The organism is Pseudomonas protegens CHA0 (assembly GCF_000397205.1).
In the GTDB taxonomy this organism is placed as follows: domain Bacteria; phylum Pseudomonadota; class Gammaproteobacteria; order Pseudomonadales; family Pseudomonadaceae; genus Aquipseudomonas; species Aquipseudomonas protegens.
Map to the genome: position 1 here is coordinate 6483275 of NC_021237.1, position 21963 is coordinate 6505237.

Annotated in this window: 19 protein-coding genes; 5 read left to right on the forward strand and 14 right to left on the reverse strand. The window is 65.2% G+C overall.

The features are described from left to right. Nucleotides 1–188 precede the first annotated feature (188 nt). Nucleotides 189–1580, forward strand: coding sequence for an L-cystine transporter (locus PFLCHA0_RS29105; protein ID WP_011064055.1), 1392 nt, complete (start codon nucleotides 189–191; stop codon nucleotides 1578–1580). A 57-nt stretch (nucleotides 1581–1637) separates the two neighbouring features. Here the strand turns inward: PFLCHA0_RS29105 and PFLCHA0_RS29110 are convergent, their stop codons facing one another. Further along, complete coding sequence (locus PFLCHA0_RS29110; RefSeq protein ID WP_015637388.1) at nucleotides 1638–2150, reverse strand: dihydrofolate reductase; 513 nt, start codon at nucleotides 2148–2150, stop codon at nucleotides 1638–1640. A gap of 96 nt (nucleotides 2151–2246) precedes the next feature. Here PFLCHA0_RS29110 and PFLCHA0_RS29115 point away from each other — a divergent pair, with 96 nt between their 5' ends. Together PFLCHA0_RS29115 and PFLCHA0_RS29120 are read left to right on the forward strand one after the other, a co-directional pair. Beyond that, a complete protein-coding gene (locus tag PFLCHA0_RS29115) occupies nucleotides 2247–3626 on the forward strand; it encodes a DUF2868 domain-containing protein (RefSeq protein ID WP_015637389.1) in 1380 nt (459 codons plus the stop codon). Next, entirely contained in the window at nucleotides 3619–5004 is a 1386-nt protein-coding gene (locus tag PFLCHA0_RS29120) for a GTPase/DUF3482 domain-containing protein (RefSeq protein WP_015637390.1), read from the forward strand. Before PFLCHA0_RS29115 ends, PFLCHA0_RS29120 begins: the two co-directional genes overlap by 8 nt. A gap of 66 nt (nucleotides 5005–5070) precedes the next feature. Here PFLCHA0_RS29120 and PFLCHA0_RS29125 read toward each other — a convergent pair whose 3' ends face one another. The 7 genes from PFLCHA0_RS29125 to PFLCHA0_RS29155 form a co-directional block, all read right to left on the reverse strand. Next, nucleotides 5071–5625, reverse strand: a complete 555-nt coding sequence (locus tag PFLCHA0_RS29125; protein WP_015637391.1) for a phosphonate degradation HD-domain oxygenase — start codon at nucleotides 5623–5625, stop codon at nucleotides 5071–5073. After that, nucleotides 5625–6758, reverse strand: coding sequence for a TIGR03364 family FAD-dependent oxidoreductase (locus tag PFLCHA0_RS29130; protein WP_015637392.1), 1134 nt, complete (start codon nucleotides 6756–6758; stop codon nucleotides 5625–5627). Before PFLCHA0_RS29130 ends, PFLCHA0_RS29125 begins: the two co-directional genes overlap by 1 nt. Before the next feature lie 59 nt (nucleotides 6759–6817). Continuing rightward, complete coding sequence (locus PFLCHA0_RS29135) at nucleotides 6818–7843, reverse strand: putative 2-aminoethylphosphonate ABC transporter substrate-binding protein (protein ID WP_011064061.1); 1026 nt, start codon at nucleotides 7841–7843, stop codon at nucleotides 6818–6820. Between the two features lie 56 nt (nucleotides 7844–7899). Further along, entirely contained in the window at nucleotides 7900–9624 is a 1725-nt protein-coding gene (locus tag PFLCHA0_RS29140) for a putative 2-aminoethylphosphonate ABC transporter permease subunit (protein WP_015637393.1), read from the reverse strand. Between the two features lies 1 nt (nucleotide 9625). Further along, a complete protein-coding gene (locus tag PFLCHA0_RS29145) occupies nucleotides 9626–10702 on the reverse strand; it encodes a putative 2-aminoethylphosphonate ABC transporter ATP-binding protein (protein ID WP_015637394.1) in 1077 nt (358 codons plus the stop codon). Nucleotides 10703–10933: 231 nt separating this feature from the next. After that, nucleotides 10934–11797, reverse strand: a complete 864-nt coding sequence (locus tag PFLCHA0_RS29150) for a LysR family transcriptional regulator (protein ID WP_011064064.1) — start codon at nucleotides 11795–11797, stop codon at nucleotides 10934–10936. Between the two features lie 16 nt (nucleotides 11798–11813). Continuing rightward, nucleotides 11814–14165, reverse strand: a complete 2352-nt coding sequence (locus tag PFLCHA0_RS29155) for a heavy metal translocating P-type ATPase (protein WP_015637395.1) — start codon at nucleotides 14163–14165, stop codon at nucleotides 11814–11816. An 88-nt stretch (nucleotides 14166–14253) separates the two neighbouring features. On the opposite strand from PFLCHA0_RS29155, the gene cadR reads away from it, so the two are divergent. After that, nucleotides 14254–14703 carry a Cd(II)/Pb(II)-responsive transcriptional regulator gene (gene cadR / locus PFLCHA0_RS29160; RefSeq protein ID WP_011064066.1) on the forward strand — a complete coding sequence of 150 codons (450 nt, stop codon included), beginning with the start codon at nucleotides 14254–14256 and terminating at the stop codon, nucleotides 14701–14703. A gap of 15 nt (nucleotides 14704–14718) precedes the next feature. On the opposite strand, the gene PFLCHA0_RS29165 is transcribed toward cadR, so the two are convergent. The 4 genes from PFLCHA0_RS29165 to PFLCHA0_RS29180 all read right to left on the reverse strand — a co-directional run bounded on the left by PFLCHA0_RS29165 (nucleotide 14719) and on the right by PFLCHA0_RS29180 (nucleotide 18174). Next, the gene (locus PFLCHA0_RS29165) at nucleotides 14719–15306 is read right to left on the reverse strand and encodes an undecaprenyl-diphosphatase (protein ID WP_015637396.1); all 588 of its coding nucleotides are present in this window, start codon (nucleotides 15304–15306) and stop codon (nucleotides 14719–14721) included. Between the two features lie 176 nt (nucleotides 15307–15482). Beyond that, on the reverse strand, nucleotides 15483–16454 hold the full coding sequence (locus PFLCHA0_RS29170) for a thymidylate synthase (protein ID WP_015637397.1): 972 nt from the start codon (nucleotides 16452–16454) through the stop codon (nucleotides 15483–15485). 46 nt (nucleotides 16455–16500) lie between these two features. Continuing rightward, a complete protein-coding gene (gene lgt / locus PFLCHA0_RS29175; protein WP_011064069.1) occupies nucleotides 16501–17310 on the reverse strand; it encodes a prolipoprotein diacylglyceryl transferase in 810 nt (269 codons plus the stop codon). Between the two features lie 81 nt (nucleotides 17311–17391). Next, entirely contained in the window at nucleotides 17392–18174 is a 783-nt protein-coding gene (locus tag PFLCHA0_RS29180; RefSeq protein ID WP_026020005.1) for a sulfite exporter TauE/SafE family protein, read from the reverse strand. A gap of 122 nt (nucleotides 18175–18296) precedes the next feature. On the opposite strand from PFLCHA0_RS29180, the gene PFLCHA0_RS29185 reads away from it, so the two are divergent. Then, complete coding sequence (locus PFLCHA0_RS29185; protein ID WP_015637399.1) at nucleotides 18297–19043, forward strand: NRDE family protein; 747 nt, start codon at nucleotides 18297–18299, stop codon at nucleotides 19041–19043. A 73-nt stretch (nucleotides 19044–19116) separates the two neighbouring features. On the opposite strand, the gene ptsP is transcribed toward PFLCHA0_RS29185, so the two are convergent. Beyond that, nucleotides 19117–21396, reverse strand: coding sequence for a phosphoenolpyruvate--protein phosphotransferase (ptsP, locus tag PFLCHA0_RS29190; RefSeq protein ID WP_011064072.1), 2280 nt, complete (start codon nucleotides 21394–21396; stop codon nucleotides 19117–19119). A gap of 22 nt (nucleotides 21397–21418) precedes the next feature. Further along, nucleotides 21419–21898: an RNA pyrophosphohydrolase gene (locus PFLCHA0_RS29195; RefSeq protein WP_011064073.1), complete on the reverse strand. Its 480-nt coding sequence runs from the start codon at nucleotides 21896–21898 to the stop codon at nucleotides 21419–21421. Nucleotides 21899–21963: the final 65 nt, after the last annotated feature.

The window sequence follows — 21963 nt, forward strand, 5'->3', positions numbered from 1 at the left end:
TTCTCGTCTCCACGCGACCGCTTGCGTCCCGTAAGCGCCAGCGACATGCGCCTGAACGTCAATCGCTTATTCCAAAAACGACAGTTGCCATGCGATATCGTTATTAATTCAATAGATTTCAAGCTGTTAGGCTTGCCGGTTCGCAATCGCCCTGAGCCGCGATTGGCACAAGCCTTATCGGAGCCCCAATGAATCTGCCGCTGTTCCTCAACCTGCTGGTGTTCCTGGCCTTGCTGCTGGGCCTGGCACAAACCCGCCATACCACCTGGAGCCTGGCCAAGAAAGTCCTGCTGGCCCTGGTGCTGGGCGTGGTCTTCGGCATCGCCCTGCACAGCCTCTACGGCGCCGGCAACCCGGTGCTCAAGGCCTCCATCGCCTGGTTCGACCTGGTGGGCAACGGCTACGTGCAATTGCTGCAGATGATCGTCATCCCCCTGGTGTTCGCCTCGATCCTCAGCGCCGTGGCCCGCCTGCACAATGCTTCGTCCCTGGGCAAGATCAGCTTCCTGACCATCGGCACCCTGCTGTTCACCACCGCCATCGCCGCGCTGGTGGGCATCGGCCTGACCAACCTGTTCGGCCTGACCGCCGAAGGGCTAGTGGCCGGCACCCAGGAAATGGCCCGCCTGCAAGTGATCCAGAGCGATTACGCAGGCAAGGTGGCCGACCTCAACGTGCCGCAGCTGCTGCTGTCGTTCATCCCGCAGAACCCCTTCGCCGACCTGGCCCGGGCCAAGCCGACCTCGATCATCAGCGTGGTGATCTTCGCCGCCTTCCTCGGCGTCGCGGCGCTGCAGCTGCTCAAGGACGATGCCGACAAGGGCCAGAAAGTGCTCAACGCCATCGACACCCTGCAAGCCTGGGTGATGCGCCTGGTGCGCCTGGTGATGAAGCTCACGCCCTACGGTGTGCTGGCGCTGATGACCAAGGTGGTGGCCGGTTCCAACCTGCAGGACATCATCAAGCTGGGCAGTTTCGTGGTGGTGTCCTATATCGGCCTGGGGCTGATGTTCGTGGTCCACGGCCTGCTGGTGGCACTGGCCGGGATCAACCCGCTGCGCTTCTTCCGCAAGGTTTGGCCAGTGCTGACCTTCGCCTTCACCAGCCGCTCCAGCGCCGCCAGCATTCCCCTGAGCATCGAGGCCCAGACCCGGCGCCTGGGCATTCCCCAGTCCATCGCAAGCTTTGCCGCCTCGTTCGGCGCCACCATCGGCCAGAACGGCTGCGCCGGCCTGTACCCGGCCATGCTGGCGGTGATGGTTGCCCCGACCGTGGGCATCAACCCGCTGGACCCGCTGTGGATCGCCACCCTGGTGGCCATCGTCACCCTGAGTTCCGCCGGCGTTGCAGGCGTGGGCGGCGGCGCAACCTTCGCCGCGCTGATCGTGCTGCCGGCCATGGGCCTGCCGGTGTCTCTGGTGGCGCTGCTGATTTCCGTGGAGCCGCTGATCGACATGGGCCGCACCGCGCTCAACGTCAGCGGTTCGATGACCGCAGGCGCGATCACCAGCCAGGTGATGCAGCAGACCGACAAGGCGCTGCTGGACGCCGATGAGCACGAAGAACTGGCTCAGGCCTGATTGATCTCTTCGCCGGCCCGCCGGTTCCTTCGGGAGCCCGGCTGGCTGGCGGAGCGCTCAGCGCTTCTCCCACACCTCGAAGCTGTACGCCGGCTTGTCCCCTTCCGCCGGGTTCGGCACCTCTGACACCCGCTTCCACTGTTGCTCATCGAATTCCGGAAACCAGGCATCGCCTTCCGGGCTCAAGGCTACCCGCGTCAGGTACAGGCGATCTGCCTGCTCCAGCCCCTGGCTGTAAAGCTGTGCGCCACCGATCAGCATCAGCTCGCTGGCGCCCTGCTCCAGTGCCCACTCCTCGGCCCGGGCCACTGCCGCCTCCAGGGAGGGGTAGACCTCGGCACCTTCGAGCACCAGGCCGGTCTGACGACTGACCACGATATTCAACCGCCCCGGCAACGGCCGGCCGAGAGAGTCCCAGGTCTTGCGCCCCATGATGATGGGCTTGCCCAGGGTGGTGGCCTTGAAGAATTTGAAATCCCCCGGCAAATGCCAGGGCATGCTGTTGTCGACGCCGATCACGCGGTTTTGTGCAAGGGCCGCGATCAGGCTGAGAGGGAGAGATTTTTTCATGCCGGCGAGGATACCAGAGGACCAGGACCTGGCAACGTACCCCGATCCGCGCTGCAGCAGTTATGCTCAGCGCACTTTTGAGCGATGGAATGACGCGTGACTGCACTGACTCCCCTGCAACGCCTGTGGCTGACCGAAACCGTGCGCCTGCGCGAGGAACACGCCGGCCCGCTGGAAGATCAGGAAGCCAATCGCCTGGCCCGCAACCAGGGCGGCGACCTGGCGACCCGGATCCAGAACCGCGCCCTGTGGCTGGCCCAGCGTGACGGCCTGCACAGCGCCCTGCTGCACTGGCAGCAGGGCGCACGCCTGGCCCTGCTGGCGCTCTCGGTTCTGGCGGTGATCAGCGGTGCCGGCCTGGCCTTCAGCGCCCTGGGCAGCACCCAGCAACCGGTGAACGTGTTCTGGGCCCTGGGCAGCCTGCTGGGAATCAACCTGATCCTGCTGCTGAGCTGGCTGGCAGGCCTGCTGTTCGCCGGCGAGCACGGCGCCAGCCTGGGCCGCCTGTGGCTGTGGCTCAGCGAAAAATTCTCCCGCGATGCCAAGGCCGCGCAGTTGCCGCCGGCCCTGCTGCTGTTGCTGCAACGGCGCAAGCTCAACCGCTGGGCCCTGGGCAGCCTGATCAACGGCCTGTGGTGCCTGGCCCTGTTCAGCGCCGTGGTCATGTTGCTGTTGCTGCTGACCACCCACCGCTACAGTTTTGTCTGGGAAAGCACCCTGCTGGGCAGCGATGCCTTCGTGGCCATTACCAACACCTTGAGTGCCCTGCCCCGTGGCCTGGGCTTTGGCGCGCCGAGCGTGGCGAGCATTCAGGCCAGCACCCGGGATGTCTACAACACCGAACTGATCCGCCAGTCCTGGGCCATCTGGCTGGTGGTGCTGGTGGTGATCTACGGCGTGCTGCCGCGCCTGCTGCTGATGCTGTTCTGCCGCTGGCGCTGGAAACACGGGCAGGCGCGCCTGCAACTGGACCTCAACCTGCCGGGCTACGCCCAATTGCGTGAGCGCCTGATGCCCAGCAGCGAGCGCCTGGGGGTCAACGATGCGGCCCCCGAGCAGTTGCACCGGGTCGAAGGCGGCGTCAGTGCCCAGGACAGCAGCGGCGCCCTGCTGGTGGCCATCGAACTGGACAACCAGCGCCCCTGGCCGCCGCAACTGCCGGAGAGCGTCAAGGACGCCGGCATCCTCGACAGTCGCGAGTCGCGCAGCCGCCTGCTGGAGCAGATGAGCCGTTTCCCCCCGGCGCGTCTGGTGATCGCCTGCGACCCGCGGCGCTCGCCGGACCGCGGCAGCCTGGGGCTGATCGCCGAACTGACGCGCAACGCCAGCGCCACCCGGGTCTGGCTGCTGCAAGCCCCGCCCGGCCAGGCCCTGGACGCCGATCGCCTGGGCGACTGGCACAGCGCCCTGCACCAGCTGCAGTTGCCCTTCGCCGATTGCGCCCCCCTCGACTGGCTGGAGAACGGTCATGACTGATACCCGCCACAAGCCACTGAAACTCGCCGTGGTCGGCCACACCAACGTCGGCAAGACCTCGCTGCTGCGCACCCTGACCCGGGACGTGGGTTTTGGCGAGGTTTCCCATCGCCCCAGCACCACCCGGCACGTGGAAGGCGCCCGCCTTTCGGTGGATGGCCAACCCCTGCTGGAGCTCTACGACACCCCCGGCCTGGAAGATGCCATCGCCCTGCTGGATTACCTGGAGCGCCTGGAGCGCCCGGGCGAACGCCTGGACGGCCCGGCGCGGATGGCGCGGTTTCTCGACGGTAGCGAGGCTCGCCAGCGCTTCGAACAGGAAGCCAAGGTCCTGCGCCAGCTGCTGGCCTCGGACGCCGGCCTGTATGTGATCGACGCCCGCGAGCCGGTGCTGGCCAAGTATCGCGATGAGCTTGAAGTGCTCACCGGTTGCGGCAAGCCGCTGCTGCCAGTGCTGAATTTCGTCAGCAGCGCCGACCAGCGCGAAGGCGACTGGCGCGATGCCCTGGCCCGCCTGGGGCTGCACGCCCTGGTGCGCTTCGACAGCGTGGCGCCACCGGAGGACGGCGAACGGCGCCTGTATGAAAGCCTGGCGCTGCTGCTGGAGCACGCACGCCCGGCCCTGCAACGCTTGATCGACGACCAAGAGGCCCAGCGCCTGGCCCGCCAGCACAGCGCAGCGCGGCTGATTGCCGAGCTGCTGGTGGACTGCGCCGCCTGCCGCCGCAGCGTAGCCAGCGACGCCCAACAGGAACAACAGGCCATAGGCGAACTGCGCCAGGCCATCCGCCAGCGCGAGCAGCGCTGCGTCGAGGCCTTGCTCAAGCTCTACGCCTTCCGCCCCGAGGACGCGTCGGCCAGCGACCTGCCGCTACTGGACGGGCGCTGGGGCGACGACCTGTTCAACCCGGAAACCCTCAAGCAACTGGGGGTGCGGGTGGGCAGCGGCATCGCCGCCGGAGCCGCGGCCGGCGCAGGGGTGGATTTGCTGGTGGGTGGTTTGACCCTGGGGGCCGCGGCGCTGGCCGGGGCTATTGCCGGCGGCGCCCTGCAGACCGCCCGCAGCTACGGCAGCCGCCTGCTGGGCAAACTCAAGGGCCAGCGCGAGCTGACCGTGGACGACAGCGTGCTGCGCCTGCTGGCCCTGCGTCAGCGCCAGCTGGTACAGGCCCTGAACCTGCGCGGGCATGCGGCCATGGACAGCATTCGCCTGGCCACGCCGGAGGACAAGAGCTGGCGCGAGGGCAAGTTGCCGGAAGCCCTGAGCAAGGCCCGGGCGCACCCGCAGTGGTCATCGCTCAATCCGCAAAAACGCCTGAGCCAGGCCGAGCGCCAGGAGCAGATCGAGGCGCTGGCTGAGACGTTGCTGGTGTCTTAGATCGCCTTCGCCGGCAAACCGGCTCCTGCAAGCCCTGTAGGAGCCGGCTTGCCGGCGAAAGGGCCCTCAGGCCAATACAGCCAGCGCCTTGTCCTTGAGCACCTGCAAATCCATCACCGGCACCCACATTTCCTTGGCCTGCTCGTCCCAGTGGCGCATGCGCAAACTCACCGCCCATAACGGGTCGAGTTCGAAGGCTGCCGCCTCTGCCGCGCTCATCACCCCACCCTGGTATTCCAGGGTGCGCCGGCTGGCTTCGCTCAGCCGCTGGTAATAACCGGGGTCCTTGAAGGTCAGGTAGCGCTTGGCCTGGACGTGGTATTCCACCAGCCGCACCAGGCGTTCGCTGAAACCCGCCCGGCGCAGGTAGTCCGCCCCCAGGCGCTCATGGCTGACCACGCCGAAGCCGCCCATGTTCTCGGCATCCTGCTGGCAGATATGCCCGATATCGTGGAAGAACGCCGCCAGCACCACCTCGTCGTCATAACCTTCCGCCAGGGCCAACTGCGCGGCCTGGGACATGTGCTCGATCTGCGACACCGGCTCGCCGATGTAGTCGCAGTCGCCGAAACGCTCGTACAGGCCGAAGACCTCGTCGACCACCTGCTGTCGCCGCTCCATCACGCTTCCTCCAGCAGTCGGGCGATATTGCCCTCGGCCATGGCCGGGCCAACGCTCATACCGACCCCGGTGTGCATCAGGGCCACATGGACCCCGGGGGCCGCCTCCAGGAAGGAGAACGGTGCCGGGCCGCGAGCGCCGTAGACACCCTGCCAGCGCTCCACCACCCGGACCCTGCAACCCAGGGTCTGCTCGGCCAGTTCGAGCAGCCAGTTGTCCACCTGTTCAGCATTGAACGGTGAAGGATCGCTACCGTAATCGTGGGAATCACCGATGATCAGCTCACCGTAGGGAGTCGGGCTGATCAACAGGTGGATACCATGCTCGTGCAGATGGGGCGCCTCGCGCAGAATCTGCGCTTGCACCGCGGCGGCTTCCGGTAGGTCGGCGAAGGCCCCGTAGTGCACGCAACTCAGACCGGTCAGCAGGGCATGTTGCAGGTTGAGATTGGCCTCGGGCCGCGCCCGGAGCATCTGCAAGCGGCAGATCTGCGGCTGCAAGGCAGCGATCTGATCCGCCAGCAGGGCCTGATAATCGTGCCCCGAACACAGCACGATCCGCGGCGCGTGGAAGTTGCCGGCGGTGCTGCGCAACTGGCCCGGCTGGATATCCCGCACCAGGGTCGAGAAGTGAAACTGCACCCCCAGGTCCCGGCGCAGGTAGTCGATCAACTGCGGGATCGCTTCACGGGAATACAGCTGCTGGTCGTCCAGGCCGTGCAAGGCCGCCCGGTGATGGCGGAACTGGCCGCCGTACAGATCATTCAGCGCCGCGCCCTGGAGCAGCTCGACGCGGTAGCCGTGCTCCAGCGCACGCCCGGCGCAGAAGGCTTCGAGCAACTGCTCCTCGGCTTCACTGCGGGCGAACAGGAAAGAGCCGTTGCGCTTGAGTTGCAGGCCCGCCAACTGTTGCCAGTCGGCCCAGATCTCGCGGCTGGCCCTGGCCAGCTCCAGCATGGTGCCCGGCGGCTGGCCGGTGACCAGGGCCTGGCCGAAGTTGCGCACCGAAGCGCCCAGGGGCGTGGCGCTGCGCTCGAAAACGTGCACCCGCAGACCGCGTTTGGCGGCGGCATAGGCATGGGACAGGCCCAGGATGCCGGCGCCGACGATCAGCAGATCGCTGTGATTGGTCATGAGTTGTTTCCTGGATGGGGAGCGCCTTCGCCGGCAAGCCGGCGAAGGCGATTGATCGGCTACTGCTTGGCAACCTTTTCCGACTTGCCGTCATAGCGCTTGCGCCATTCGGCGAGGATCTCGTCGCGGTTCTTCGAGGCCCAGGCAAAGTCGTTCTTGATCAGGCGCTGCTCGTAGTCGGCCGGCAGTTCGGTCTGCGGCTTGGCGATGCCCGGCTGGGCCAGCACGGCGAAGTTTTCCTTGTACAGCTCCATGGCCTCGGGGCTGGCGGAGAAGTCGGCGAGTTTCTTCGCCGCCTCTTCATGAGGCGTGCCCTTGATCACCGCGGTGGCTTCGATTTCCCAGCCCAGGCCTTCCTTCGGCAGGACAATGTCCAGCGGCGCGCCCTGGCGCTTGAGCTGCACGGCCGGGTACTCGAAGGAGATGCCAATCGGGAATTCACCGGCGGCGGCCAGCTTGCAGGGCTTGGAACCGGAGTGGACGTACTGGCCGATGTTCTGGTGCAGCTCATCCATGTACTGCCAGCCCTGCTTCTCGCCGAAGGTCTGCAGCCAGGCGCTGACGTCGAGGAAGCCGGTGCCCGAGGAGGCCGGGTTGGGCATGACGATCTTGCCCTTGTACTCGGGCTTGGTCAGGTCCTGCCAGCTCACCGGCTTGGTCAGGCCCTGCTTTTCGGCCTCCACGGTGTTGAAGCAGATGGTGGCGGCCCAGACGTCCATGCCGACCCAGGCCGGTGGGTTGGCGGCGTCGCGGTAGTTCGGGCCGATCTTGCCCAGATCCTTGGGCGCATAGCTTTGCAGCATGCCCTGCTGGTCGAGGATCGCCAGGCTGGACGCGGCCAGGCCCCAGACCGCATCGGCCTGCGGGCGGGCTTTTTCCGCCAGCAGTTTGGCGGTGATGATCCCGGTGGAATCACGTACCCACTTGATCTCCACGTCCGGGTTGGCCTTTTCGAAGGCTTGCTTGTAGGACTTCAGTTGCTCGGCTTCAAGGGCCGTGTAGACCGTCAGCTCGGTTTTCGCAGCAAAGGCGTTCAGGCTGACAGCAGAGAGGACGGCAGCGGCAAGAGCCAGGGGCTTGAACATGGTGCGGTTCCTTAGTGAGTGCAGATCAGAGTGGGGGTGGGGGTGGGTGAAGCGCATCAGTGGCCCGGCGTGCCCTGGCGCCAGGCCTGGGAACGGCGCAGCAGGCCGCGCGAAGCCCAGGCCAGGAGCAGCGAGACGCCGGCGGAGGTGAACAGGATCAGGGTCGACATGGCCGCGGCGCCGCCGACGTTGCCAGCGTCGTCCATATTCAGCACGGCCACGGCAGCGAGGATGGTGTCCGGGCTGTAGAGGAAGATCGCCGCCGACACCGTGGTCATGGCCGAGACGAACAGGTAGCGCACGATGTCCAGCAGCGCCGGTAGGCAGATCGGCACGGTAACCCGCAGGTAATGCCGGTACAGCGGCGCCTTGAGCGACAGCGCGGCCGCCTCGAACTCGGCATCCAGCTGGCGCAGGGCGGTGGTGGCGGTCATCTGCGCGGTGGTCAGGTAGTGGGCGATGGTGCACACCACCAGCAGGGTCATGGTGCCGTAGAACACGTGCAGCGGGTTGCCATTGAGGTTGAAGAAGAAGACGTAGCCCAGGCCCAGCACCAGCCCGGGCACCGCCATGGGCACGAAACTGAGCATGCGCAGCGCCAGGTTCAAGCCGCGCTGGCCGCGGGTCTTCTCCATCAGGTAGGCGCCAGTGAAGATCACCACGCTGCCGATCAGCGCCGTGCACAGTGCCATGGTCAAGCTGTTGCGGTAGGCCAGCCAGCCACCGCCGGCGGTGTCGTTGAACTGGTAGTGGTTCAGCGACAGCGACAGGTTGTAGGGCCAGAATTTCACCAGCGACGAAAACACCGCCATGCCGAACACCAGCAGCAGGGCCGCGCAGATCAGCAACACAATGGCCAGGTAGCAGCCATCGCGCAGTGGCGACGGCGCAGGCTTGAATACCTGGGCACGGCCGCTCATGGAGTCACCATGGCGCCGGCGCAGCCAGGCGTCGACACCGAAGCTGAACAGGGCCGGCAACAGCAGGACCATGCCGATCAACGCGCCGCGGCCGAACTGCTGCTGCCCCACCACCGCCTTGTAGGCTTCCAGGGCCAGCACCTGATAGTCGCCGCCCACTACCACTGGCACGCCGAAGTCGGTGATGGTCAGGGTGAACACCAGGCAGAAGGCGGCGAACACCGCCTGCCGGGTCGCCGGCCAGGTGATGCTGCGAAAGGCCTTGGCGGGGCTGGCGCCCATGCTCGACGCGGCGTCGAACAGCCGCGCGTCCGCCAGGGACAGCGCCGAGAGCAGGATCATCAGGGCGTGGGGAAAGGTGTAGATCACTTCACCCAGGACAATGCCCCAGAAGCCGTAGATGTTCTCGGCGAACAGGCCACGCAGCATCCCCTGATTGCCAAACAGATAGACCAGGGCAATGCCCGGGAGCATCGACGGCGCCATCAGCGGCAACAGCGACAGGCCGCGCCAGATGCCCTTGCCGGGAATCAGCGTGCGTTGCAGGGCGTAGGCGAACAGGTAGGCCAGGGGCACGACGATAGCGGCCACGCTAAGGGAGACTTTCAGGCTGTTGCCCAGCAACCAGTGGAAGTTTTCGCTGGCCACTAGCTCGCGAGCCGCCAGCCAGCCTCCGCCCTGCCCGGCCTCGGCGCTGAAGCCGCGCCAGAAGATCGCCAACAGGGGCAACAGCACCGCTACACCCAGCAGGACCAGGAGCAGAACCTTGCCGCCGACGACAAAAATACGGTCGCCGATCTCGGCACGAGAAGCCTGGCGCGCCCGCTTGGCAGGTAGCGGCAGGGACATTGGCACGCTCATCTTAGGCAAACACCTGAAGGCTGCGCGGCGGCAAGGCGACCCAGATGTCCTGGGCGCCCAGACGCGGCATGGCTTCCGGGGCCAGCTCGGCCAGCAGCGCATGCCCCGGCAGCTCGTTGAGTTCGAAGCTCATGCGGCAGCGATTGCCGAGGAAAGTGATCTCGCGGACCTTGGCCGGGAACAGGTTTTCCTCGTGCACCAGCGGATTCACGCTGATGGCTTCCGGACGGCAGAACAGCCGGCCCGAGGCGGTCTTGGCCGAGCCGTCGGCCAGGCGCACATTCATGCCGCCAACCTGGGCATGGCTGTCGCTGTTGCGGCTGAAGGGTAGCCAGTTGCCCTGGCCGACGAATTCGGCGACGAACGGCGTGGCCGGACGGTCGTAGATTTCCTGGGGCGTGGCGTACTGCTCGACCTTGCCGTTATTCATCACGGCAATGCGGTCGGCCATCAGCATGGCTTCGTCCTGGTTGTGGGTAACCATCAGGGTGGTGATCCCCAGACGCCGCTGCAGCTGGCGCAGCTCGGTGCACAGGTGCTCGCGGACCCGGGCGTCCAGCGCCGACATCGGCTCGTCCAGCAGCAGCAACGACGGCGCCGGTGCCAGGGCACGGGCCAGGGCCACGCGCTGCTGCTGGCCGCCGGACAGCTGGCCGGGGTACTTCTTCTCGCTGCCGGTCAGCCCCACCAGTTCCAGCATCTGCGCCACGCGCTTGCGCGCTTCTTCGCGGCCACTTCCGGACAGGCCGTAGGCGATGTTGGCTTCTACCGTGAGGTTGGGGAACAGCGCGTAGGACTGGAACAGGATCCCGTAGTCCCGGGCCTGGGGCGCCAGCAGCGACACGTCCCGATCCCCGAGGTACAACTCGCCCTGGTCCTGGCGTTCCAGGCCGGCGATGCAGCGCAGCAAGGTGGTCTTGCCGCAGCCGGACGGCCCCAGCAGGCACACCAGCTCCCCGGCGGCGACGTCCAGGGACACGTTATCCAGCGCGGTGAAGGCACCGAAGCGCTTGTGGATACCGCGCACCTTCATCGGTGCACCGGGGTTGCTCAGGGCAGTTGCAGTGGAGTGGTTCATGGACGGACCTCATCTAGCAGATGAGGCAAATCCTAGAGTTGCAATGCGTCGGTCATATGGCAGTAAGGCAAAAACGACCGATAGTGGTATTCAGGGATTTGGGTTCACGTGTAAATCATGTGCTGGCTGATCTGGCGCCTTCGCGAGCAAGCTCGCTCCCCCAGGGGCAATGCATTTCAACGCAGGAGCGAGCTCGCTCGCGAAGGCATCGGCATGGCCGATGCAGGTCTTTCAGGCGGGAGCCATTTCCTGGGCCAGGCCGAGAAAGGCGGCGGGCAGGCGCGCGTTCTTGCGCTCCTTGAGGCAATACAGGTACTCGGCGATCTGCGGCGCGTTTTCGATGGTCAGTACCCGCAGTTGCGGGTCGTGGGGCACTTCCTGGCGGGCAATGATGCTGATGCCGATATTGCGCAGCACCGCCTCGCGGATCGATTCACGGCTGCCGATCTCCAGCAGCGGGCCAAAGCTGACGTTGGCGTTCTTCAGCAGACCTTCGGTGAGGCTGCGGGTGGTGGAGCCGGGTTCGCGCATCAGCAGCGTATGCCCGGCCAGGGCGTTGAGGGGCACGTGATCCAGCGCCGCCAGGGGGTGATTGCGATGCACCGCCAGCACCAGCGGATCGCTGCCCAGCACCCGGCGGACCAACCGCGAATCCTCCAGCAGTTGCGAGGAAGCGGCCACATCCACCCGGTAGTCTTCCAGCGCCTCCAGGACCTGCTGGGAGTTGCCGATTTCCACCGAGACCTCCACCTGGGGCAGGCGCTGGCGGAAAGTCTTCACCAGATCGAGGATGTAGTACGGCGCGGTGGCGGCGATGCGCAGCGTGCCCTGCACCTGCCCGCAGTTGCGCAGGAAGAATTCGATGTCCGACTCTTTCTGCAGCAGCTCCTTGACCATCGGCAGCAAGCGCGCGCCCTCATCGCTCAGGCTCAGGCGGCGACCGCCTCGGTAGAACAGCTCCACCGCGTACTGGCTCTCCAGGTTGCGGACCTGGGTAGTCACCGTGGGCTGGCTGAGGCCGAGCTTCTTCGCCGCCTGGGTAATGCTGCCCAGGCGGGCGACCATGTAAAAAGCCTTCAGCTCGGCACTCAGCACAGGGTTCTCTCGTTGCTTATTTGCGCAGCAGGCGCAGACCGTTGAACACCACCAACAGGCTCACGCCCATGTCGGCGAACACTGCCATCCACATGGTGGCCAGCCCGGCAAAGGTTACCCCAAGAAAGATCGCCTTGATGACCAGGGCCAGGACGATATTTTGCTTGAGCACCACCGAGGTCTGGCGCGACAGGCGGATAAACGCCGGGATCTTGCGCAGATCATCGTCCATCAGGGCCACATCCGCGGTCTCGATGGCGGTGTCGGTGCCCGCCGCAGCCATGGCGAAACCGATTTCGGCACGGGCCAGGGCCGGGGCGTCGTTGATGCCGTCGCCCACCATGCCCACCCGATGGCCCTGGGCGTACAGGTCTTCGATGGCCTGCAGCTTGTCGGTGGGCAGCAGGTCGCCCCGGGCCTGGTCGATACCCACCTGGGCCGCGATGGCCTGGGCGGTATGGGGGTTGTCGCCGGTGAGCATCAGGGTCTTGATCCCCAGCTCATGCAATTGCTGGATGGCTTCGCGGCTGGATTCCTTCACCGTATCGGCCACGGCGAACAGCGCCAGCGGGCCATTGCGGTCCAGCAGCAGGACCACGGTCTTGCCCTGTTTCTCCAGGGCGAAGAGTTTTTCTTCCAAAGCCGGGGAGCACAGGCCCAGCTCTTCCACCAGACGATGGTTGCCCAGGTGGTACAGCTCGCCGTTGATCTCGCCGCGTACGCCTCGGCCGGTCAGGGCCTCGAAGTTATCCACAGGGTGCATGGCCAACTGCTTATCCACAGCCGCCTGGGCAATGGCCAGGGACACCGGGTGGTCGGAACGCCCTGCCAGGCTTGCGGCCAGGGCCGGGGCGGTGTCCTGGGCCAGCGGGTCCAGGGACAGGAAGTCGGTCTGCACCGGTTTGCCGTGGGTGATGGTGCCGGTCTTGTCCAGGGCCAGGTAGTCGAGCTTGTAGCCGCCTTCCAGGTAGACCCCGCCCTTGACCAGGATGCCCTTGCGCGCGGCAGCCGCCAGGCCGCTGACAATGCTCACCGGGGTGGAGATCACCAGGGCGCAGGGGCAAGCCACTACCAGCAGCACCAGGGCGCGGTAGATCCAGTCGAACCAGACGCCGCCCATGAACAGCGGCGGAATCAGCGCCACCGCCAGGGCGAAGGCGAATACCGCCGGGGTGTAGATTTTCGAGAAGCTGTCAACGAAGCGCTGGGTCGGAGCCCGGGCGCCCTGGGCCTGTTCCACAGCGTGGATGATCCGCGCCAGGGTCGAGTTGTTGGCGGCGGCAGTCACTCGGTATTCCAGGGAGCCGGCCTGGTTGATGGTGCCGGCGAAAACCTTGTCGCCCACAGTCTTTTCCACCGGCAGGCTTTCACCGGTGATCGGCGCCTGGTCGATGGTGGAGTTGCCGGACACGACCTCGCCGTCGAGGCCGATGCGCTCGCCGGGACGCACCCGCACCAGTGCGCCAAGTTCGACGTTTTTCGCTTCCTGTTCGCTCCAGTTGCCGTCTGCCTGCTGCACCGTGACCCGTTCCGGGGTCATCTGCATCAGGCCGCTGATGGCGTTGCGCGCCCGATCCAGGGAACGGGCCTCGATCAATTCCGCCACGGTGAACAGGAACATCACCATCGCCGCTTCCGGCCATTGGCCGATCAGCACGGCGCCGGTCACGGCGATGCTCATCAGGGCATTGATGTTGAGGTTGCGGTTCTTCAGGGCGATCCAGCCCTTCTTGTAGGTGGTCAGGCCACCACTGAGGATCGACACCAGGGCCACCAGGGCAATCACCCAGTCGGGCGCGGCATTGGTGAAATGGATGACCTCGGCAGCCAGCGCGCCGATACCGGACAGGGCCAGCGGCCACCAGGGCTTCTTCACGGGCGCTGCGGCAGGCGCGGCTTGGTCACCCTCCTGTTCCAGCGGTTCGGCGTGCATGCCCAGTGACTTGACCGCCTCGATGATAGGCGCGGTGCTCGGCAGGTCGTGGGTCACCCCCAGCACGCGGTTCATCAGGTTGAACTCCAGCGCCTGGACCCCGGCCAGCTTGCCCAGCTTGTTCTGGATCAGGGTCTGTTCGGTGGGGCAGTCCATGGCTTCGATGCGAAAGCTGCTCAAGCGCGCGCCGGCGGTCGGGGTCTCGCTCAGGGTGACCCTGGACGGCGCCAGGTCGGCGGAACCGCAGCAGGATGCGCCGCGGGCGGCATGATCGTGTGCCTTGACCGGCTGCAACTTGCCCGCGGGCGCATGGGAATGGCTGTGGCCATGGCTGTGATCGTGATCGTGATCGTGATCGTGATCGTGATCGTGATCGTGATCAGCCTGGGGCTGCTGATCCGCGGTTTTGCGCGGGCTGTGGAGAGAATCGCTCATTAGGGTCCCTTCCGAATTAAGGTGCTTGTTGCCAAGTGAACACCCTGTAGCCACTATAGGGTCAAGCACCCATTCGGAGACGACGACAATGAAGATTGGCGAACTGGCGAAACTCACCGACTGTCAGGTCGAGACCATCCGTTACTACGAGCGCGAAGGGCTGCTGCCGGAACCGGCCCGCAGTGAAGGCAACTATCGCCTCTACACCCAGGCCCACACCGAGCGCCTGACCTTTATCCGCAATTGCCGCAGCCTGGACATGACCCTCGAGGAGATCCGCAGCCTGCTCAACCTGCGCGACAGCCCCCAGGACCAGTGCGCCAGCGTCAACGCCCTCATCGACGAGCATATCCATCACGTCAAGGCGCGCATCGACGGCCTGCTGGCCCTGCAGGAACAACTGCTGGACCTGCGCCAGCGCTGCAGCGAGGGCCCGGACCTTGAGCACTGCGGAATTCTCCAGCGCCTGGAAGTCAGCGGCTCGGTGGCCCCCAATGAGAGCGAGCCCTCCCATGTCGGGCGCAGCCACGGGCACTGAACCCCTGGCGCGGTTTCAGGCGCCGCGCCGAACGCTGGCCGTCAGCCGCAGATAAGCCCCTTCGAGGATTGCCAGCAGCCGCTGGTCCAGTTGCTGCCAGGCCAGCGCCTGGCGCACCAGCCAGGCGCTGAGCCCCCCCACCAGGCAGCCACCCAGAATGTCGAAAGGGAAATGCACACCCAGGTAGACCCGTGCCCAACTCACCAGGAGCGCCAGGCCCAGCATCACCAGCCCGGTCTTGCGCAGGCTGGCCAGGATCAGCGCGAAAGCCATGGCGAACATGCCACTGGCGTGGTCGCTGGGGAAAGACGCCCCGGGCGCGTGGGCGAGGAAGTTCTGCCCCAGGCCGATCATGAACGGCCGCGGATGGAACCACAGCTCACGGATCAGCAGGTTGCAGACCAGGGCCAGGACAATGCTCAGGCCGGCGAGCAACACGATCATGCGCTGGCGGCGCTCGCCGAAAACCCAGAACACCACCAGCAGCAGCGGCACGCTGAGTACCACCCATTGCGCGAGGAAAACCGCCAGTGCACGCATCGGCATGGACGCCCCGGCACTGGCGTTGATGGCCAGGAACAGGCTGTGATTGAGTTCTTCCATTCGGGGCTCACGTTGAATGTCACAAGGACCACACCCCGCACCTGGCAGGGCCGCTACTCAGAGCGTAGCTGGCCGCCGGGCACAGCCATGCCCGGAACGGCTCCGGGCACAGGTCGATAAGGGCAACAGGATCAATCGGCAAGGGCCGCGCGGCCCTTGCTGCAGTAGCTGGATGCTCAGACCGCCATCGGCGCCGTCATGGGCGCGTGGTGCTCATAGCCTTCCAGGGAGAAGTCGCTCGGTTCGATCAGCTCCAGCCACTCCGGCTGGTAGACGCCGGTCTTGGCGAACTCCGGCACACGCTCGGAAATCACCAGCTTGGGCATCGGGAACGGCTCGCGCTTGAGCTGTTCGTTGAGCATGTCCAGATGGTTTTCATAGACGTGGGCATCACCGATGAAATAGGTGAACCAGCGCGGCGTGTAGCCGGTCAGGCGGCCGATCAGGCTCAGCAGCGCAGCACCCTCGGTGAGGTTGAACGGCGTGCCCAGGCCCAGGTCGTTGGAGCGGATGTAGAGGGTCAGGGAGATTTCCCGGGTCTCGACATTGGGGTGGAACTGGTACAGCAGGTGGCACGGCGGCAAGGCCATTTCATCCAGCTGGGCGCAGTTCCAACCGTGGAACAGGATCCGCCGGCTACCCGGGTCGTTGATGATGGTGTCGACGCACTGGCGCACCTGGTCGATGGCCTTGTACAGCACCACGTAGCCCTGGCCGTCTTCCTCGCCTGCGGCGATCTGCCGGTAGCCCTGGCTCAGCGCCAGGTCGATGGCCGCCTGGTTGCTGGTCTTGATCTGTTTGTAGGCCGGCCACTTGCGCCACTGCACGCCGTAGATCTCGCCCAGGTCGTCGTCGCCCTGGCGGAACGGGTTGGCCAGCCACTGGGCGTTTTCGTTGGCGTTCTGGTCCCAGACCTTGCAGCCCAGCGCACGAAACTCGGCGGCGTTGTTCACCCCGCGCAGGAAGCCGACCATCTCGCCGATGGCCGACTTGAAGGCCATCTTGCGGGTGGTGATGGCCGGGAAACCTTCCTTGAGGTCGTAGCGCAGCATGGCCCCGGGGAAGCTGATGGTGTTCACACCGGTGCGGTTGGCCTGCTTGGTGCCGTTGTTGATGACGTGGGCCACCAGATCAAGATATTGCTTCATGAATTACCTGCATCCTTGAACCCGGGGCACGCCCCGGGGTTCGAATTTATTGCGCCGCGCTCTTGGCCGGAGCGCGATGATAAGCCAGCCAGATCAACCCCAGGCCACCGAGAATCATCGGCACGCACAGAACCTGACCCATGGTCAGCCAGTTCCAGGCCAGGTAGCCCAGCTGGGCGTCCGGCACCCGGACGAACTCGACGATGAAACGGAAGATCCCGTAGAACAGGGCGAACATACCGGAAACCGCCATGGTCGGCCGGGGTTTGCGCGAGAACAGCCAGAGGATCAGGAACAGCGCCACGCCTTCCAGGGCGAACTGATACAGCTGCGAGGGATGGCGCGGCAATTGCGCCGGATCGCTGAACGGCGGGAACACCATGGCCCAGGGCAGATCGGTGGGCTTGCCCCACAATTCAGCGTTGATGAAGTTGCCGATGCGCCCGGCGCCCAGGCCGATCGGCACCATCGGCGCGACGAAATCCATCAGCTCGAAGAAGGTCTTGTTGTTGCGCTTGCCGAACCACCAGGCCGCCAGCATCACCCCGATGAAACCACCGTGGAACGACATGCCGCCCTTCCACACCTCGAAGATCAGCGTCGGGTTGGCCAAATAGGCGCTCAGGTCGTAGAACAGCACATAACCCAGGCGACCACCGACTATCACCCCCATGGACATCCAGAACACCATGTCCGAGAGCTTCTCCTTGCTCCAGGTCGGATCGAAACGGTTCAGGCGGCGCGACGCCAGCAACCAGGCACCGCCAATGCCGATCAGGTACATCAGGCCGTACCAGTGGATTTTCAGCGGGCCGATGGCCAGCGCCACCGGATCAATCTGCGGGTAAGGCAGCATTGCGACTCCTCGTAAGGGTTAGAACTTCAGATTCCCGGGGCAAACTGCCAGCCCAGGATTAAGCCAGGATTGCGTCACCACTCAGAACAGGAAGCTGAGCCCCACGCAGAACAGTAGCGCGGCGAACATGCGTTTCAACAGGCGTGGCGACAGTTTGTGGGCCAGGCGCGCGCCGATGCGGGCGAACACCATGCTGGTCAGGGCAATACCCAACAGGGCCGGCAAATAAACGAAACCGAGACTATGGGCCGGGAGCAGCGGATCATGCCAGCCCAGAATCATGAAACTTAAGGCACTGGCCAGGGCAATGGGCAAACCGCAGGCCGATGAGGTGGCCACCGCCTGCTGCATGGGCACGCTGCGCCAGGTGAGAAAAGGCACGGTGAGGGAGCCACCGCCGATGCCGAAGATCGCCGAGGCCCAGCCAATCACACCGCCGGCGGCCGTCAGGCCCAGCTTGCCGGGCACCTGGCGGCTGGCCTTGGGCTTGAGCTCCAGGGTCATCTGCAAGGCCACCACGAGGGCAAACACACCGATGATTTTCTGCAGGTGCGGGCCGGAGATCGCCTCGGCGGTCAGTGCGCCGAAACCGGCACCCAGGAGGATACCCACGGTCATCCAGGCGAAGATCGGCCAGCGCACAGCGCCACGCCGATGGTGCTCGCGCACCGCATTGACCGAGGTAAAGATGATGCTGGCCAGGGAGGTGCCGACCGCCAGGTGGGTCAGCACCGAGACATCGAAGCCTTGCAGGGTGAAGCTGAACACCAGCACCGGGACTATGATGATCCCGCCGCCCACGCCGAACAGCCCGGCCAGCACGCCCGCACAGGCGCCCAGCAGCAGATAGAGCAGAAATTCCATGGGAGCATCCGAAAAATAGATCGGCATGGTAACGGAAGCGCCGCCCCGGACTCCACTGGATGGCGATGGATACCCGCCGGATCTGTGCGTAAAGTGGGCAAAACACACAGGGGGCCACCTTAATGTGCTTGATCGTTTTCGCCTGGCGGCCGGGTCATGCTCAGCCACTGATCGTCGCGGCCAACCGTGATGAATTCTACGCGCGGCCGAGCCTGCCCCTGGGGCAGTGGCCGGAACTGCCGCAGATCCACGCCGGTCGCGACCTGGAAGCCGGCGGCACCTGGCTCGGGGTCGGCGCCGAGGGCCGCTTTGCCGCCCTGACCAATATCCGCAACCCGCACCAGCCTCCGGCGCGGCGCTCGCGGGGTGAACTGGTGGCGCGCTTTCTCGCCGGCGACGTGCCCCTGGATGATTATTTGCGCGATGTAGTCGGGCGCTCGGTGGAGTACGCCGGGTTCAACCTGCTGCTGGGCAATGCCGAGCAACTGTGGCACTACAACGCTCGGGACCCGCAGCCGCAACAGCTGGAGCCTGGGGTCTACGGCCTTTCCAATGCCGGGCTGGATACGCCCTGGCCCAAGCTGCTCAAGGCCAGGGCGGCATTGCAGGAGGTGTTGCATGATCCACAGCCCCAGGCACTGCTGGCGCTATTGAGCGACCCGCAGACAGCACCCTTCGCCGACCTGCCGGACACCGGCGTGGGCTTGGCCACCGAAAGCCTGCTGTCCAGCGTGTTCATCGCCAGCCCCAGCTACGGCACACGAGCCAGCACGGCCCTGATCGTCCACGCCGATGGCTCGCGGCATCTGCTGGAGCGCAGCTTTGGCCCCTATGGCGGGCATCTGGGAGAGGTCGAACTGAAGGTCTGAAGCGTTCCCCGGCACGCCGACTCCCACGAACGCTTCTGTGGGAGCCGGCTTGCCGGCGAAGAAAACAACCCGGTTATAGGGTCTTGCTCGAAGCCGGATTGATCATCCGCGCCAGCCCGAGTTTCTTCAGCGCCAGTTGCAGCGAACTGTGGATAACTTGCGGGTTGTCGATGGTCATCATTTCCGCCAGCAGTTCCTTGGCCTTGGTCATGCTGACCTGACGCAGCATCCACTTCACCTTCGGCAGGTTGGTGGCGTTCATCGACAGGCTGTCGAAGCCCATCGCCATCAACAGCACCGCCGCCGCCGGATCACCGGCCATCTCGCCGCAGATGCTCACTGGCTTGCCTTCGGCATGGGCATCACGCACCACGTTCTGCAGCGCTTGCAGCACTGCCGGGTGCAGGTAGTCGTAGAGATCGGCCACCCGTGGGTTGTTGCGGTCCACCGCCAGCAGGTACTGGGTCAGGTCGTTGGAGCCCACCGAGAGGAAGTCCACCTGGCGCGCCAGTTCCTTGGTCTGGTACACCGCGGCAGGGATTTCGATCATCACCCCCACTGGCGGCATCGGTACGTCAGTGCCTTCATCGCGCACTTCGCCCCAGGCCCGGTGGATCAGGTGCAAGGCTTCTTCCAGCTCGTGGATGCCGGAAATCATCGGCAGCAGGATGCGCAAATTGTTCAGGCCTTCGCTGGCCTTGAGCATCGCCCGGGCCTGTACCAGGAAGATCTCCGGGTGGTCGAGGGTCACGCGGATCCCGCGCCAGCCAAGGAAGGGGTTGTCTTCCTTGATCGGGAAGTACGACAGCGACTTGTCGCCGCCGATGTCCAGGCTGCGCATGGTCACCGGTTGCGGGTGGAAGGCCGCCAGCTGTTCGCGATAGATCGCCAGCTGTTCCTTCTCGCTGGGGAAGCGCTGGTTGATCATGAACGGCACTTCGGTGCGATACAGGCCCACGCCTTCGGCCCCGCGCTTCTGCGCCCGGGCTACATCGGCCAGCAGGCCGGTGTTGACCCACAGCGGCATGCGATGGCCATCGGGGGTGATGCAGGGCAGGTCGCGCAGGGCATCCAGGCCCTGGGCCAGTTGCCGTTCTTCTTCCACCACATCGGCGAACTGCTTGCGCAGCACGTCGCTGGGGTTGGTGTAGACCTCGCCGTGGTAGCCGTCGACGATCATCTGGATGCCGTCGACCTTGGAGTACGGCAGGTCCACCAGGCCCATCACCGTCGGGATGCCCATGGCCCGGGCCAGGATCGCCACGTGGGAGTTGCCCGAACCCAGCACCGAGACCAGGCCCACCAGCTTGCCTTCCGGCACTTCGCCGAGCATGGCCGGGGTCAGTTCTTCACTGACCAGGATGGTGTTGTCGGGATAGACCAGGGTCTGCTGGCGCTCTTCCTGCAGGTAGGCCAGGAGCCGGCGGCCTAGGTCCTTGACGTCCGAGGCCCGCTCGCGCAGGTAGGCATCGTCCATCAGTTCAAAACGGTTGACGTGATCGGTGACCACCTGGCGCAACGCGCCCTGGGCCCATTGCCCGGTCTTGATCACGGCCTTCACTTCACTGCCCAGGGAGGCGTCGTCAAGCATCATCAGGTAGACGTCGAACAGCGCGCGCTCTTCAGGGCGCAATTGGGTGGCGAGCTTTTCCGACAGCGCGCGCATATCGGCCCGCACCCCTTCCAGGGCGCTCTTGAACAGGGCCAGTTCGGCATCGATGTCGGTGACGTGCTTGTCCGGCACCACATCCAGGTCGGCTGGCGGCAGCATCACCACCGCGCTGCCCACCGCCGCGCCGGGCGAGCCCGGTACGCCGACGAACTTGGCTTCCTGAATGCCCTTGCCCTGGCGACCCAGGCCACGGATCGAACCGGTGGCCTCGGCATGGGCGATAACCCCGGCCAGTTGGGCGCTCATGGTCACCAGAAAGGCTTCTTCGCCTTCGTCGAACTGGCGGCGCTCCTTTTGCTGGATAACCAGTACGCCCACCACCCGGCGGTGGTGAATGATCGGCGCACCGAGGAACGAGGCGTAACGCTCCTCACCGGTTTCGGCGAAGTAGCGATAGCGCGGGTGGTCGGCGGCGTTTTCCAGGTTGAGGGGTTCTTCGCGAGTGCCCACCAGGCCTACCAGGCCTTCGTTGGGCGCCATGCTGACCTTGCCGATGGAGCGCTTGTTCAAGCCCTCGGTGGCCATCAGGACGAAACGGTTGGTTTCCGGGTCCAGCAGATAGACCGAGCAGACCTGGCTGCCCATGGCCTCTTTGACGCGCAATACAATAATCCCCAACGCCGCCTTGAGATCCTTGGCGGAGTTAACTTCCTGGACGATCTTGCGCAGCGTATTGAGCATGGCTCGGGGTCGAACTCCGTCGTCAGTCGCGCACTAGCAGGCGCGGGGCAAGCTCTTTGAGAGCGCGGCGATACACTTCGCGCTTGAATGTCACCACCTGGCCCAACGGATACCAATAACTGACCCAGCGCCAGCCATCGAACTCCGGTTTACCGGTCAAATCCATCCGCACCCGCTGCTCGTTGGAGATCAGGCGCAGGAGAAACCATTTCTGCTTCTGGCCAATGCACAGCGGTTGGCTGTGGGTCCGGACCAGACGCTGCGGCAAACGATAGCGCAACCAGCCCCGGGTGCAGGCGAGAATTTGCACATCTTCGCGCTCCAGCCCCACTTCTTCGTTCAGCTCGCGATACAAGGCGTCTTCCGGCGTCTCATCGGGGTTGATTCCCCCTTGAGGAAACTGCCAGGCATCTTGATTGATACGGCGAGCCCATAGCACCTGTCCGGCATCATTGGTCAGAATGATCCCGACATTGGGGCGGAAACCATCGGGGTCGATCACGGCTACAACCTCGCAAACGCATGTCGCCGCATTGTTCCACAAAGCTTGGGAATGCAGCAACGAGG

What these genes read in the sequence shown, in the direction of transcription:
- PFLCHA0_RS29130 (WP_015637392.1), bottom strand. Translation starts at nt 6,758, where the DNA reads ATGACCAATCACAGCGATCTGCTGATCGTCGGCGCCGGCATCCTGGGC.
- PFLCHA0_RS29185 (WP_015637399.1), top strand. Translation starts at nt 18,297, where the DNA reads ATGTGCTTGATCGTTTTCGCCTGGCGGCCGGGTCATGCTCAGCCACTG.
- PFLCHA0_RS29135 (WP_011064061.1), bottom strand. Translation starts at nt 7,843, where the DNA reads ATGTTCAAGCCCCTGGCTCTTGCCGCTGCCGTCCTCTCTGCTGTCAGC.
- PFLCHA0_RS29110 (WP_015637388.1), bottom strand. Translation starts at nt 2,150, where the DNA reads ATGAAAAAATCTCTCCCTCTCAGCCTGATCGCGGCCCTTGCACAAAAC.
- PFLCHA0_RS29145 (WP_015637394.1), bottom strand. Translation starts at nt 10,702, where the DNA reads ATGAACCACTCCACTGCAACTGCCCTGAGCAACCCCGGTGCACCGATG.
- PFLCHA0_RS29120 (WP_015637390.1), top strand. Translation starts at nt 3,619, where the DNA reads ATGACTGATACCCGCCACAAGCCACTGAAACTCGCCGTGGTCGGCCAC.
- PFLCHA0_RS29125 (WP_015637391.1), bottom strand. Translation starts at nt 5,625, where the DNA reads ATGGAGCGGCGACAGCAGGTGGTCGACGAGGTCTTCGGCCTGTACGAG.
- lgt (WP_011064069.1), bottom strand. Translation starts at nt 17,310, where the DNA reads ATGCTGCCTTACCCGCAGATTGATCCGGTGGCGCTGGCCATCGGCCCG.
- PFLCHA0_RS29180 (WP_026020005.1), bottom strand. Translation starts at nt 18,174, where the DNA reads ATGGAATTTCTGCTCTATCTGCTGCTGGGCGCCTGTGCGGGCGTGCTG.
- cadR (WP_011064066.1), top strand. Translation starts at nt 14,254, where the DNA reads ATGAAGATTGGCGAACTGGCGAAACTCACCGACTGTCAGGTCGAGACC.
- PFLCHA0_RS29165 (WP_015637396.1), bottom strand. Translation starts at nt 15,306, where the DNA reads ATGGAAGAACTCAATCACAGCCTGTTCCTGGCCATCAACGCCAGTGCC.
- PFLCHA0_RS29105 (WP_011064055.1), top strand. Translation starts at nt 189, where the DNA reads ATGAATCTGCCGCTGTTCCTCAACCTGCTGGTGTTCCTGGCCTTGCTG.
- PFLCHA0_RS29140 (WP_015637393.1), bottom strand. Translation starts at nt 9,624, where the DNA reads ATGAGCGTGCCAATGTCCCTGCCGCTACCTGCCAAGCGGGCGCGCCAG.
- ptsP (WP_011064072.1), bottom strand. Translation starts at nt 21,396, where the DNA reads ATGCTCAATACGCTGCGCAAGATCGTCCAGGAAGTTAACTCCGCCAAG.
- PFLCHA0_RS29170 (WP_015637397.1), bottom strand. Translation starts at nt 16,454, where the DNA reads ATGAAGCAATATCTTGATCTGGTGGCCCACGTCATCAACAACGGCACC.
- PFLCHA0_RS29155 (WP_015637395.1), bottom strand. Translation starts at nt 14,165, where the DNA reads ATGAGCGATTCTCTCCACAGCCCGCGCAAAACCGCGGATCAGCAGCCC.